Source organism: Mycobacterium sp. 852014-50255_SCH5639931 (assembly GCF_001665605.1).
Taxonomy (GTDB): domain Bacteria; phylum Actinomycetota; class Actinomycetes; order Mycobacteriales; family Mycobacteriaceae; genus Mycobacterium; species Mycobacterium paraffinicum.
In genome coordinates, this window is sequence record NZ_LZSV01000034.1 from 167,344 (window position 1) to 180,347 (window position 13,004).

Genomic DNA, 13,004 nt, shown 5'->3' on the forward strand with positions numbered 1-13,004 from the left:
TTGAACGCGCAGCTATCTCGCGCCACCGTCTGCTCGGGTAGCCGCGCGGCAATCTCGTCCGAGCGGAATCGGGCGTCCGGCCGCTGGGCCTGAGCGGTGTTAGCTCGGCGGCCTCGAGACGCACTGCGCCGAGTAGAGCTCCACGCCGAGCTTGTCCATCAGCTCCAGCTGCGTCTCGAGGTAGTCGATGTGCTTTTCCTCGTCGGCCACGATCTCTTCCAGCAGATTGGCGCTCGTGCTGTCCTGCTTCTCGCGGCACATGATGATGCCGGGCTTGAGCCGGTCCATCACCTCGTACTCGATGGCCAGGTCTGCCTCGAACTGCTCGCGCAGCGTCTGGCCGATGCGCAGCGAGAACAGGCGCTGGTAGTTGGGCAGCCCGTCGAGCAGCAGGATGCGATCGGTGATCGCCTCGGCGTGCCGCATCTCGTCGAAGGACTCGGCCCGGGTGTGCTCGGCGAGCTCGGTGAATCCCCAGTTGTCCTGCATCTTGGAGTGCAGGAAATATTGGTTGATCGCGGTGAGCTCGCCGGTCAACTGCTCGTTGAGCAGGCGCAAAACATCCGGATCCCCTTGCATGATCACTCCCCTACGGTGACGTGAAACGGTGGTCATTTCATGGCTCCGGGCCGGGTGCGCGGGCTGACCGCACCGTGCCGGGCCGTACCCGCACTTTGCCACGACGGGTGGCAATCTTCCAGCAAGGTATGGCTGTGCTCAGTGTGTGTTGCTTGCGGCCCGCGTCGGGCACGTTGCTAGCGACTAAGGTTAGACTGCGCTAACGAACTTAGGTTAGACTCAACTAATAACAGTCTCGGTTCGGTACTACTTCTTCAAATCCCGATGACACGGGACCCCGAGAGGGAGGACGAAGTGCGCTCGCTTGGCCACGCCGTCGACGAAGGGAATGTCGCCAGCATGCAGGGGATGCGCTGATGTATGTGTGCCTGTGTGTCGGCGTCACCAACCACACGGTGTCCGAAGTGGTCGCGCGCGGTGCTTCCACCTCCAAAGAGGTCGCGGCCGCGTGCGGGGCCGGTGGCGACTGCGGGCGCTGCAAGAGGACCCTGCGGGCGATCATCGCCGCGTCGGCAAGTCTCGAGACCGCTCCGTCGCTTTAGCCCCGGGCTTTGTTGAAGTCCGCCAGGGCAGCCGCATTGGCCTGTGCGCCCATCAGTTCGGCGAAGTGGGCGTTTTCCCGCGCGGTGGCCGCCGCGATCTCCGGACGCACCGGTTCCATCATCGTGTGCTTGACCGCCATCAGGCTCGAAATGGGCCGACTGGCAAGGACTTCCGCGTGCCGGCGGGCTTCGGGCAACAGCTCCTCGGGATCGCAGACCCGCCAGACCAGGCCCATCCGCAATGCCTCGTCCGCGTCGACCCACTCCGAGGACATCAACAGCCAGGCGGCGTTCTGCCGGCCCACCAGCTGTGGCAGCAGATACGACGAGGCCGCTTCCGGCGCCACCCCCAGGCTGGTGAACGGACACTTGAGGCGGGCCGTCGACGACATGAAGGCCAGATCGGCGTAGCCCAAGATGGTGGCGCCGATGCCCACGCCCACACCGTTGACCGCGCAGATGAGCGGCTTGGGGAACGTGCTGAGGGCGTCGATCAGTCCGACGAAACCGTGCTTGCCCGGAGTGAAATCCGGATCGGTGATGCGGGCCTGCATCTCGGCGAGGTCGGTACCGGCGCTGAAGCCGCGGCCCGCGCCGGTCAGCAGCACCACGGCCACCTCGGGGTCGTCGGCAGCGGCCAACAGCGCTTCGGCGGTCGCGTCGTACAGGGCTTCGTTGAATGCGTTCAGCGCCTCGGGCCGGTTCAGCGTGAGGGTGCGCACCCGCTTTTCGTCATTGATCTGCAGCGTCACGGCTGCAGCCTAACGACGTCAGCCGTTGCTGTAGACGCGGGTGGGCGCGATCAGCACGACGGCGCGGCGCTCCCGGGCCATCACGCGGTCGTACTCGTCCCAGTCGTCGTGGGTGCCGCCCGCGGCGGTGAAAACCTCACGCAGCAACAGCCGCAGCTGGTCGTCCGTGGTCAGCCATGGCCGCGTGTCCTCGGGGCCGGCGAGCTCGGCGCGGCCCTCGACGGTCGCCCACTGCCATCCCTTGCGGAAGGTGACCGCCAGCTGCGGCCGAGCCCGGAGGTTGGCCAATTTGACCTTGCCGTAGGTGGTGAAGCCCAGCACCTCCTCGCCGCTCTCCGGGTGCGGCAACAAACCGACGTTGACCAACGAAGCCTGCACCGTTCCGTCGGCCCGAACGGTGGACACCACCGCCAGGCCATTTTCCGCGGCGGCCAACGCCACGGCGTCGCGAAGAGTTGTCATAAGAGTTCCTCGATAAACGGTGTCTTGAAGACGTAGCGGCTGGTGGGGACGGTGTCGATGTTTTCGTTGGCGCCGAACGCCGTGGTGCTGGTGACCATTCGGCCCAGTCGGTCCTGCAGGTCGTTGTCGTCGGCGGCACCGAAGAACGCCTTGAGATCGGTGATCGCCTCCTGCGGGAACAACTCTTCGACGATGCCCGCGATTCCCGGTGCGTCCGGGGTTAGGGTGCGCACCACCCAGTTCTGGGTGTAGCCGAAGGTCGCCTGCGTCTCGATGGCCACCGAGGTGTGGTCGCGCTGCCACCGGGTCAGCCAGCTCTCCCGGTCCAGGCCGGCGGGCCGGCGCAGCAGCGCGATATTGGCCAATCCCGCTGTGCGAAAACCGGATTCGATTACCGGTGCGCTGAGCGGGACCGACTCGGTCACCAGATAGGCGGCGAGTTGTTCGCATTCGGCCTCGAGCAGGGCCAGCGCTGCGGACATCTGCTCGCCGTAGCACTGTTGGGTCCACATGCTCACCACCGCAGCGACCGGTGGATCCAGCGTCGTGAGCGTCATCAGCGAATGGCGCACGGCGTCGTCGCGGACGTTGACCGACAACCCCGGCAGACCCAATTCCAACAGGGCGCCGGCGACCGGGCCCCGCTGGCGGGCGCACCACTCTTCGTCCGAATCGGAACGCATGAGGACGGCGATGACCTTTTCCATAGGCAGAACCTACCTGCGCCGGCCGCGCTATTTGACCAGCCGGACGGGATGTTCGTCGCTGATCAATCTGCCGATCATGTCCGCCAATTGCCGGTAGGACTCGTCACGGCCGCTCGACGAGCGGTACACCAACCCGATGCGCCGTCCGGGGCGGGGCGTGGCGAACTGCGCCAGGCCCAGGCGAGTTCTCGTCGCCTCGACCGGCACCGCACTCTGCGGGATCAGCGTCACCCCCAGGCCGCCGGTCACGCACTGCACCGCGGTGGCCAGCGACGCCGCCCGGGTATTGGCCAGCTCCGCCCGCACGCCCGCCTTGTGGCACACGTCCAGCGCCTGATCGCGCAGGCAGTGCCCCTCATCCAGCAGCAGCAGGGGCAGGTCGGCCAGGGCCGTCGCCGGAACCCGCCGCTTTCCCGACAGCGGATGTCCGGGCGGTAGCGCGAGGACGAAATCCTCGTCGTAGATCGGGATCGCAGTGACGCCGCCGGTGGCGGCGGGCAGGGCGATGAGCGCCGCATCGAGCGCACCCTCGCGCAACACCGTCATCAGCCGTTCGGTCTGGTCTTCGGTCACCCGCAACGTCATTCCGGGGAACTGCTCGGCCAGGCCGGCCAGCACGGTCGGCAAGACATAGGGTGCGACCGTCGGGATCAGTCCCAGCCGCATCCCGCCCCGCAGCGGATCGGATGACCCCACGGCGGCGGCGGTGAACGCGTCCACCGCCTCGATGACGGCCTGGGCGCGTGGCAGCAGCGCCGTGCCCTCGGTCGTCAACAGGACACGCCGCGTCGAGCGCTCGATGAGCTGGGTGCCGAGCCCGGTCTCCAGCGCCGCGAGCGCCTGCGACAATGTGGACTGGCTGACCCCGAGAGCGGTTGCGGCGCTGCTGAATTGGCGCTTTTCGGCGATCGCGGCGAACGCGCGGAGGCCAGCGATGGTCGGCTGATAAATCTTATCGGGCATACCGATAAGTGTAGTGGGAAATATCACCTTTACTTCAGGCTGGGTGAACGGGCACCATAGGCAATGAAAAAGCTAATCTTGAGTGAATCCAAATTAGGAGAGCCATGCCTTTGCTGACCATCGGCGACCAGTTTCCCGGCTACGAGCTGACCGCGTTGATCGCGGGCGATCTGTCCAAGGTCGACGCCAAGCAGCCCGAGGACTACTTCACCACCGTCACCAACGAGGACCACGAGGGCAAGTGGCGCGTTGTGTTCTTCTGGCCCAAGGACTTCACCTTCGTGTGCCCGACCGAGATCGCCGCGTTCGGAAAACTCAACGACGAGTTCGCCGACCGCGACGCGCAGGTCCTGGGCGTCTCGATCGACAGCGAGTTCGTGCACTTCAACTGGCGTGCGCAGCACGAAGACCTGAAGAAGCTGCCGTTCCCGATGCTCTCGGACATCAAGCGTGAGCTGAGCCTGGCCACCGGCGTTCTCAACGCCGATGGTGTCGCCGACCGGGCGACCTTCATCGTGGATCCCAACAACGAGATCCAATTCGTTTCGGTCACCGCGGGATCCGTGGGACGCAACGTGGAGGAAGTGCTGCGGGTCCTGGACGCGCTGCAGTCCGACGAGTTGTGCGCCTGCAACTGGCGCAAGGGCGACCCGACGCTCGACGCCGCCGAGCTGCTCAAGGCCTCGGCTTAGTCGCGTAGGGTCTGAACAGGGAGGCGAGATGAGCGTAGAAAACCTCAAGGAAGCGCTGCCCGAGTACGCCAAGGACCTCAAGCTCAACCTCGGCTCGATCACGCGCACGACCGAGCTCAACGAGGAGCAGCTGTGGGGCACCCTGCTGGCGAGCGCCGCGGCGACGCGAAACACTCAGGTAATCACCGAGATCGGTGCCGAGGCGGCCGACATCCTGTCCGCCGAGGCGTACAACGCGGCGCTGGGAGCCGCATCGATCATGGGCATGAACAACGTGTTCTATCGTGGCCGGGGCTTCCTCGACGGCAAGTACGACGACCTGCGTGCGGGATTGCGGATGAACATCATCGCCAATCCCGGCGTGGAGAAGGCGAACTTCGAGCTGTGGTCCTTCGCGGTGTCATCGATCAACGGATGCCCGGACTGCGTGGCCTCCCACGAACACACGCTGCGCGAGGCGGGAGTCACCCGGGAGACCATCCAGGAGGCGCTGAAGGCCGCGGCCATCATTTCCGGCGTGGCACAAGCGATTGTCGCCTCCCAGACGCTGGCCACCGTCGGCTGACGCAGTGACGGCACCAGCCTGGATAGCACACGCGATCTGGTGGCAGGTCTATCCGCTGGGGTTCGTCGGCGCCTTTCCTTCGTCGGAGCCGCCGCGGCCGGGAGAACACCGGCTGCGGCGGCTCGTCGACTGGTTCGACCACGCCATCGCACTGGGCGCGTCCGGCGTTGCGCTGGGCCCGATCTTCGCCTCGCGCACCCATGGTTACGACACCACCGACCACTACCGCATCGACCCCCGGCTCGGTGACGACGCCGATTTCGACCACCTCGTCGCCGAGGCCCGTCGCCGTGGCCTGCGCATCCTGCTCGACGGCGTGTTCAATCACGTCGGCGTGGATTTCCCCCGTTACCAGGAGGCGCCGAACGACGAGGCCGCAGCGCGCTGGTTTCGCGGGCGCCCGGGACGCTTTCACACGTTCGAGGGTCACTCGGAGCTGATCACACTCAACCACGACAACCCCGAAGTGGTCGACTACACCGCGGACGTGATGGCGCACTGGCTGGAACGCGGTGCCGATGGCTGGCGACTCGACGCGGCTTACACGGTGCCGGAACGGTTTTGGGCCTCGACACTCCCCCGGGTGCGCGAGCGCTTCCCCGAGGCGTGGTTCGTCGGCGAGCTCATCCACGGCGACTACGCCGCCGTCGTGCGGGCTGCGACGTTCGACTCGGCCACCCAGTACGAGCTGTGGAAGGCGATCTGGAGCAGCCTCAACGACGGCAACTTCTTCGAGCTGGACTGGGCGCTGCAGCGGCATGGCGAGTTCCTGGCCAGCTTTGCCCCGCTCACTTTCATCGGCAACCACGACGTCACCCGCATCGCCAGCCGGCTCGACCGCCCCGAGCACGTGGTGCACGCGCTGGTGATCCTGTTGACCGTCGGCGGCGTGCCCAGCGTGTACGCGGGCGACGAACTGGGACTCCGCGGCGTCAAGGAGGAGCGCTACGGCGGGGACGACGCGGTGCGCCCCGAGTTCGGCTCTCCCCCAATGAAAGTGGATGCGTTCGGCGCCCAGATGTGGGCGCTGCACCAGTTCCTGGTCGGGCTGCGCCGTCGTCACCCGTGGCTGCACCGGGCCTCGACCACCGCGCTGCGGCTGGAAAACCGGCATTACCTGTACGAGACCCGCAGCGGCGACGACGCGCTGCTGGTCGCGCTCAACATCGACGACGAGCCGATGCGCGTGGGGCTGTCGGAACTGGGCACGTCCCACCGGCGGGTCATCGGCGGTTCGTCAGCCCCGCCGCAAGAGGTGGTGGACGCGCTGGTCGTGGAACCGCACGGGTGGCGGATCTTAAGCCCGGCCTAGGCGTTCCAGAGTCAGCTGGTCCTGCCGGCCGTCGTAGTACTTGTCGAGGACCGCGAGGAATTCCTCGTTGTCGTCCGCGGCGCGGGCGAACAGCGTCATCGACGACCGCAGCTTGAGGTCGTCGGGCGAGCCGAAGATGTCCGCGACCGATCGGCCCTGCACCGCGTCAACCAACCGGGCGCACTCACGCAACCGCGGGCCGAGCAGCTCATGGCCCAGGTAGGCACGCGCCTCCTCGAGCGAGGAGATGCCGTAATGCACCGCGGTCGGGCTGCCGCCCAGGCCGCGTAACTGCGGGAAGACAAACCACATCCAGTGACTGCGTTTACGACCGGAGCGCAGCTCTTCGACCACGTTGCGGTACACCGGGGCCTGCGCGTCGACGAAGCGCTGGAGGTCGAAGGGGTCGCTCGCCGATTCCATGTGACTACGGTTGCACATATGGCGGTCAAACGACGAGTGCCCAAGGTGCGCGACCTCGCGCCGCTGATCCAGTTCAAGCGACCGCAATTCGACGCGACCAAGCGCCGCCTCGACGCCGCGCACACGATCGAAGATCTGCGCCGCATCGCCAAACGCCGCACGCCCAAGGCGGCGTTCGACTACACCGACGGCGCCGCCGAGGACGAGCTTTCCATCCAGCGAGCCCGGCAAGCGTTCCGCGACATCGAGTTTCACCCCACCATCCTGCGTGATGTCAGCAACGTCACCGCCGGCTGGAATGTGCTGGGCCAGCCGGTGGTCCTGCCATTCGGCATCGCACCCACCGGCTTCACCCGACTGATGCACACCGAGGGCGAGATCGCCGGCGCCGCGGCGGCGGCCAAGGCAGGCATTCCGTTCTCGCTGTCCACGCTCGGCACCTGCGCGATCGAGGACCTGGTGACCGCTGTTCCCCAGGGCAGGAAGTGGTTTCAGCTCTACATGTGGCGCGACCGGGAACGCTCGATGGCGCTCGTCCAGCGCGCCGCCGATGCGGGGTTCGACACCCTGCTGGCCACTGTCGACGTCCCGGTCTCCGGCGCCCGGCTGCGCGACAACCGCAACGGGATGACGATCCCGCCGACGCTGACATTGCGCACCGTCCTGGATGCGGTGCCGCACCCGAAATGGTGGTTCGACCTGCTGACCACCGAGCCGCTGGCGTTCGCGTCGCTGGACCGCTGGCCGGGAACCGTCGCCGAGTATCTGAGCACCATGTTCGACCCCAGCCTCACATTCGATGACCTGGAGTGGATCAAGGCCCAGTGGCCGGGTAAGTTGGTGGTCAAGGGCATCCAGACGCTCGACGACGCCCGCGCCGTCGTCGATCGCGGCGTCGACGGCATCGTGTTGTCGAATCACGGTGGGCGCCAACTGGATCGGGCCCCAGTGCCCTTCCACCTGTTGCCCTCGGTCTCGCGTGAGGTCGGCAAACACACCGAGATCCTGCTGGACACCGGCATCATGTCGGGCGCCGACATCGTGGCGGCGATCGCGCTGGGCGCGCGGTGCACGCTCGTCGGACGGGCCTACCTGTACGGGCTGATGGCCGGCGGCGAACCCGGCGTCGCCCGTGCGATCGAAATTCTTTCCCAAGGCGTGATCCGCACCATGCGTCTGTTAGGTGTCACCTGTCTCGAGGAGCTCTCGCCCAAACACGTCACGCAACTGCAACGCCTGGGGCCTGTCGAACCGCCCGCGTGACGGCGCTACTGCAGGCGGGCGACGTGTTCCGTGCGGTTGCGCACCAGGTCGTTGAAGGCCTCGCCGGGCCCGACGTGTTCGAAGAGTTGCGGCGGGTAGTGAGTGACATACATCGTGCGCCGGCCGCCGGCACCGGTCGGCCGGGGTGAGGCGTGCATCAGGTCCTGGACGTGGACGGTCACGTCGCCGGGGGCGGTGTCGATGCTCACCACCGGGACCCGTTGGAGCCGATGCTCCCAGCGGTAGTGAATCGCCTGACCGTGGCTGCCCGGCACCACCTGAAGGTTGCCGGTCGAGGCGTCCGAGCCGGTCAGTTGAATGCCGATGCTGACCGCGGGGCACATGAGAGCGTGCCCACCCATGCCGCAGTCCTGATGCCAGGGGATGTTGGACAGCCCGCTGGTGTTGCCTTTCACTTTGAGCAACACCGCGCTGCCTTCCATCCGGTCGGGTGCGGGGCGCAGCGCGGGATTGATGAGGGTGCCCAGCCTGGACACCCTGGGATCGTTTTCCAAGGCGGCGAGGACGGGCGAGTGCAGCGTTGCGTAGACCAACCTGCACAGCACGCTGCCGCCGTCCTCGTCGGTGACCCACCACGAACGGTCATCCCCCGGCCGGGCCTGGGCCGCGAGGCGGTCGACCTCGCGGTTGGCGGCCCGCATCTCATCGGCGTCGAATACGCCCCTGACGTGCAGGTAGCCCATGGTCTGCAGCTGTGCGGACAACTCGGCGTTGTCCGCGTCGAGCGTGAATGTGGCGAGCGGGTCGCGCCCCTTCAGATCGGCGCGGGCCGGATCGTACGGCGGGACGCCGGCGTGCAGGTAGCGCAGGACCGGGTCCCAGTCGGCCAGTTGGTCGAACCCGCCCCGCTCGAAGGACAACTCGTCGCTGAGCAGGAGGTTGATGACCGTGCGGATCTGGCCAACCATGTCCTCCCACGCCCGTCGGGACAGCCGCACGACGGCGTCTCCGGTGCGCTGCCCCTCGCCGACGCGGATCGTCGGGCCATCGACGGCATAGGTGACGGCATCGTCTTCGACCAGGAAGGTGATGGCGCCGGCGGAAGCGAGATCTCTGGCCGCGGATTCCAGGACATCCGGGTCGAGGGCGGTCGGGGCGGGGTGCGTCAGCGGCACGGGCCGATTATCCAAGACCGCCAACGTGATAGCCACCACTTACCCGCCGCGGAGCCGCGGAGGGGAACAAACCGGCACCCGCCTGGGTTGAGCGCATCAGACTCAGTTTTTGGAGGATTGATGGCTGAAGCCAAATCGGTGCCGGTGCTGTTTGTCACCGACACCATCGTGTTGCCCGGAATGGTCGTTCCGATCGCGCTCGACGAGGCCGCGCGGGCGGCAATCGACGCTGCTCAGGCGAGTGAATCCGGGCAGCTGCTGATCGCGCCCCGGCTGGACGACCGGTACCCGTCGCACGGTGTGATCGCCAAGGTTTTGCAGGTCGGACGCATCGCAGGCGGCGGCACCGCGGCCGTCGTGCGCGGTGAGCGCAGGGCGCAGATCGGGGCCGGGGCGTCCGGGCCGGGCGCGGCGCTGTGGGTCGAGGTGACCGAGGTCCCCGAGGTCGAGGCGACCGACGAGATCAAGGCACTGATGGCCGAGTACAAGAAGCTGCTGCTGGCCATGCTGCAACGGCGCGAGGCCTGGGAGATCGTCGACTACGTCAACCGGCTCACCGACCCGTCGGCCTTGGCGGACACCTCCGGCTACGCGTCCTACCTGTCCAGCGAGCAGAAGCGGCAACTGGTCGAGACCGAGGATGTCGCCGAGCGGCTGCGGGTGCTGATCGACTGGACCAGCGACCACCTCGCCGAGGTCGAGGTCAACGACAAGATCGCCGAGGACGTGCGCGAGGGCATGGAGAAGACGCAGAAAGAGTTCCTGCTGCGCCAACAGCTGGCCGCCATCCGCAAGGAATTGGGTGAGGGTGAGCCCGACGGGTCCGATGACTATCGCGCCCGCGTCGAAGCGGCCGACCTGCCCGAGAAGGTGCGCGAGGCCGCGCTGCGCGAGGTCGGCAAGCTGGAACGGTCCAGCGACCAAAGCCCGGAGAGCGGCTGGATCCGCACCTGGCTGGACACGGTGCTCGACCTGCCCTGGAACGTCAGGACCGACGACTCGACCGACCTGAAGGCCGCGCGTGAGGTGTTGGACGCCGACCACCACGGGCTGGACGACGTCAAGGACCGCATCGTCGAATACCTGGCCGTGCGGGCCCGCCGCGCTCAGCGGGGGCTGCAGCTCGTCGGAGGCCGCGGCTCGGGCGCGGTGATGGTGCTGGCCGGTCCGCCCGGCGTCGGCAAGACGTCGCTGGGTGAGAGCGTCGCCCGGGCGCTGGGCCGCAAGTTCGTGCGTGTCGCCCTGGGCGGTGTGCGTGACGAGGCCGAGATCCGCGGGCACCGGCGCACCTATGTGGGCGCGCTGCCGGGCCGGATCGTGCGGGCCATCGGCGAGGCGGGTTCGATGAACCCCGTTGTGCTGCTGGACGAGATCGACAAGGTCGGTTCCGACTACCGGGGCGACCCGAGCGCGGCGCTGCTCGAGGTGCTCGACCCGGCCCAAAACCACACGTTCCGCGACCACTACCTGGACCTGGACCTGGACCTGTCCGACGTGGTGTTCCTGGCCACCGCCAACGTCATCGAGAACATCCCGTCCGCCCTGCTGGACCGGATGGAGCTGGTGCAGATCGACGGCTACACCGAGGACGACAAGGTCGCCATCGCCCGGGACTACCTGCTGCCCCGGCAGCGGGACCGGGCGGCGCTGACCGAGGACGAGGTCACGCTGACCGACGCCGCTCTGCGCAAGATCGCCGCCGACTACACCCGGGAGCCCGGCGTGCGGCAATTCGAGCGGCTGCTGGCCAAGGCGCTGCGCAAGGTGACGACCAAGCTGGCCGAGACGCCCGGGCCGATCACCATCGACGAGGTGGATCTGGTCGACTACCTCGGCCGTCCACGGTTCACTCCCGAATCGGCCGAACGCACGGCGGTGCCCGGCGTGGCCACCGGTCTGGCCGTCACCGGCCTGGGCGGTGACGTGCTCTACATCGAAGCGGGCGCGACGGACGGTGAGGCGGGCTTGCAGCTCACCGGTCAACTGGGTGACGTGATGAAGGAGTCGGCACAGATCGCGCTGTCCTTCGTGCGTTCCCACGCCGCCGAGTTGGGCGTCGATCCCAAGGCCCTCGACCGGCGCATCCACGTGCACGTTCCCGCGGGAGCGGTGCCCAAGGACGGCCCGTCGGCTGGTGTCACCATGGTGACCGCGCTGGTCTCGATGGCCACAGGACGTCAGGTGCGATCCGACGTCGGCATGACCGGCGAGGTCACGCTGAACGGGCGGGTATTGCCGATCGGCGGCGTGAAGCAGAAGCTGCTGGCGGCCCAACGGGCCGGCCTGGCAACGGTTTTCATTCCGGCGCGCAACGAGCCCGACTTGGATGACGTGCCCGCGGAGGTGCTCGACGCGCTGACGGTCAAACCGATGACCGACGTCGCTGACATCGTGGCGCAGGCGCTCGAGCCGGTGGCCGAGACCGTTACGGTCGCTGCTTGATGAGCTTGGCCGGGACCCCCGCCCGGCGTAAGGGCCTGACCTGCCCCGACGCCGGCGAATAGGGCGAAGAGGTTTTCAGCGTCCACGCCTCGGGTATCTGGGGTGTTGGAGGTTCGACTGCCCGTCAGGGCGGTGGGGTGAGCGAATCACCAAGTCAATTGGTTCAGCTGCACTTCAGGCGGCCAATCCGCTCGACAAGGGGGTTCACTTATGAATCTGAACAAGATCGCAGCCGGCGCGCTCATGGCCGGCACCATCACGTCCGCGGGTTTCGGCATCGGCGCCGGTATCGCACAAGCCGGTCCGGATGGCCCGAATGTGCCGAATCCGAACGTGCCGGGCCCGAACGTACCGGGAGGCGACCGGGATGTTCCGGCGCCGGGCCAATTCGTGCCGGGACAGCCTATTTGTAACCCCGGCGCGCCGGGCGTCAACTGCAACGCGCCGGGCACCCCGCTTCCTCCGGGACAAAACGGGTTCCCGCCGCCGGGGCACTACAACGACCCGATCCGCTACGGGCTCCCGGCCACCTGGGTTCCGCCAGTGGGTGACCCCGACGGGACCCAACTTCCCGTCGTGTTCAACCCGCAGCTGGGTCAGTGGGGCGTCAACACGTCCACTGGTTTCCAGGTGTTCACGCCTGCAGGCGGGACGTCTGGTTCAGGCCAGGTCAGCGGCGGGGTCAACCCCGGGACCTAAACCGGCATAACGAGACAGCCGCCCCTTCGGGGGCGGCTGTTTTCGTTGCACGGTGACATGGCGCCACGCTCGGCGTTGAATGAAACCGTGACTCTCAAACGCCAAGTCGTCCACCGCGTGCAGCGGGTGCTCGTCAACCCGGTGGGCCGGCAGATGCCGGGGATCATCCTGGAAACCACCGGCCGCAAAAGCGGCAAGCCGCGGCGCACCGCCGTGGGCGGACGCCTGGTCGACAACCAATTCTGGATGGTCTCCGAACACGGCGAGCACTCCGACTACGTCCACAACATCAAGGCCAATCCGGCCGTGCGGGTGCGCATCGGCGGTCGATGGCGCAGCGGCACCGCTCACCTGATGCCCGACGACGATCCGCTGCGGCGGCTTGGCGACCTCCCGCGGCTCAACAGCGCGGTGGTGCGGCTGATGGGCAGCGACCTGCTGACCATTCGGGTGGATCTGGACTGACG

15 protein-coding genes are annotated in these 13,004 nt (G+C 67.3%); 8 read left to right on the forward strand and 7 right to left on the reverse strand.

What is annotated here, in order from left to right; translation table 11 throughout:
- Window positions 1-99: 99 nt before the first annotated feature.
- Window positions 100-579, reverse strand: a complete 480-nt coding sequence (bfr, locus tag A5758_RS20435; RefSeq protein WP_066954691.1) for a bacterioferritin — start codon at window positions 577-579, stop codon at window positions 100-102.
- A gap of 356 nt (window positions 580-935) precedes the next feature.
- On the opposite strand from bfr, the gene A5758_RS20440 reads away from it, so the two are divergent.
- Entirely contained in the window at window positions 936-1,121 is a 186-nt protein-coding gene (locus A5758_RS20440; RefSeq protein WP_067211126.1) for a bacterioferritin-associated ferredoxin, read from the forward strand.
- On the opposite strand, the gene A5758_RS20445 is transcribed toward A5758_RS20440, so the two are convergent.
- Genes A5758_RS20445 through A5758_RS20460 form a run of 4 tightly spaced genes read right to left on the reverse strand, consistent with a single transcriptional unit; the run spans window position 1,118 to window position 4,005 of the window.
- Window positions 1,118-1,873 carry an enoyl-CoA hydratase/isomerase family protein gene (locus tag A5758_RS20445; RefSeq protein ID WP_067743699.1) on the reverse strand — a complete coding sequence of 252 codons (756 nt, stop codon included), beginning with the start codon at window positions 1,871-1,873 and terminating at the stop codon, window positions 1,118-1,120. The genes A5758_RS20440 and A5758_RS20445 overlap by 4 nt on opposite strands.
- An 18-nt stretch (window positions 1,874-1,891) precedes the next feature.
- Complete coding sequence (locus A5758_RS20450; RefSeq protein WP_067211133.1) at window positions 1,892-2,335, reverse strand: TIGR03618 family F420-dependent PPOX class oxidoreductase; 444 nt, start codon at window positions 2,333-2,335, stop codon at window positions 1,892-1,894.
- Window positions 2,332-3,042, reverse strand: a complete 711-nt coding sequence (locus A5758_RS20455; protein ID WP_067743702.1) for an EthD domain-containing protein — start codon at window positions 3,040-3,042, stop codon at window positions 2,332-2,334. The genes A5758_RS20450 and A5758_RS20455 overlap by 4 nt, the downstream gene beginning before the upstream one ends.
- Before the next feature lie 27 nt (window positions 3,043-3,069).
- Window positions 3,070-4,005, reverse strand: coding sequence for a hydrogen peroxide-inducible genes activator (locus tag A5758_RS20460; protein ID WP_067743704.1), 936 nt, complete (start codon window positions 4,003-4,005; stop codon window positions 3,070-3,072).
- A 104-nt stretch (window positions 4,006-4,109) separates the two neighbouring features.
- Here A5758_RS20460 and A5758_RS20465 point away from each other — a divergent pair, with 104 nt between their 5' ends.
- The 3 genes from A5758_RS20465 to A5758_RS20475 are packed head-to-tail and all read left to right on the forward strand — an operon-like array spanning window position 4,110 to window position 6,574.
- Window positions 4,110-4,697: a peroxiredoxin gene (locus A5758_RS20465; RefSeq protein ID WP_067743707.1), complete on the forward strand. Its 588-nt coding sequence runs from the start codon at window positions 4,110-4,112 to the stop codon at window positions 4,695-4,697.
- A gap of 28 nt (window positions 4,698-4,725) precedes the next feature.
- Window positions 4,726-5,262, forward strand: a complete 537-nt coding sequence (locus A5758_RS20470; protein ID WP_067211146.1) for an alkyl hydroperoxide reductase — start codon at window positions 4,726-4,728, stop codon at window positions 5,260-5,262.
- Between the two features lie 4 nt (window positions 5,263-5,266).
- Entirely contained in the window at window positions 5,267-6,574 is a 1,308-nt protein-coding gene (locus A5758_RS20475; protein WP_067743710.1) for an alpha-amylase family protein, read from the forward strand.
- On the opposite strand, the gene A5758_RS20480 is transcribed toward A5758_RS20475, so the two are convergent.
- Window positions 6,560-6,997, reverse strand: a complete 438-nt coding sequence (locus A5758_RS20480) for a DUF1810 domain-containing protein (RefSeq protein ID WP_067743713.1) — start codon at window positions 6,995-6,997, stop codon at window positions 6,560-6,562. The genes A5758_RS20475 and A5758_RS20480 overlap by 15 nt on opposite strands.
- Window positions 6,998-7,015: 18 nt before the next feature.
- On the opposite strand from A5758_RS20480, the gene A5758_RS20485 reads away from it, so the two are divergent.
- Window positions 7,016-8,260, forward strand: coding sequence for an alpha-hydroxy acid oxidase (locus A5758_RS20485; protein ID WP_067743716.1), 1,245 nt, complete (start codon window positions 7,016-7,018; stop codon window positions 8,258-8,260).
- 5 nt (window positions 8,261-8,265) lie between these two features.
- Here A5758_RS20485 and A5758_RS20490 read toward each other — a convergent pair whose 3' ends face one another.
- A complete protein-coding gene (locus A5758_RS20490) occupies window positions 8,266-9,396 on the reverse strand; it encodes a phytanoyl-CoA dioxygenase family protein (protein ID WP_156622724.1) in 1,131 nt (376 codons plus the stop codon).
- A 120-nt stretch (window positions 9,397-9,516) separates the two neighbouring features.
- On the opposite strand from A5758_RS20490, the gene lon reads away from it, so the two are divergent.
- The 3 genes from lon (at window position 9,517) to A5758_RS20505 (ending at window position 13,002) form a co-directional block, all read left to right on the forward strand.
- Complete coding sequence (gene lon, locus A5758_RS20495; protein ID WP_067743722.1) at window positions 9,517-11,838, forward strand: endopeptidase La; 2,322 nt, start codon at window positions 9,517-9,519, stop codon at window positions 11,836-11,838.
- Between the two features lie 210 nt (window positions 11,839-12,048).
- Window positions 12,049-12,537 carry a hypothetical protein gene (locus A5758_RS20500; RefSeq protein WP_231987366.1) on the forward strand — a complete coding sequence of 163 codons (489 nt, stop codon included), beginning with the start codon at window positions 12,049-12,051 and terminating at the stop codon, window positions 12,535-12,537.
- 57 nt (window positions 12,538-12,594) lie between these two features.
- Window positions 12,595-13,002 carry a nitroreductase family deazaflavin-dependent oxidoreductase gene (locus A5758_RS20505; RefSeq protein WP_369816469.1) on the forward strand — a complete coding sequence of 136 codons (408 nt, stop codon included), beginning with the start codon at window positions 12,595-12,597 and terminating at the stop codon, window positions 13,000-13,002.
- Window positions 13,003-13,004 lie beyond the last annotated feature (2 nt).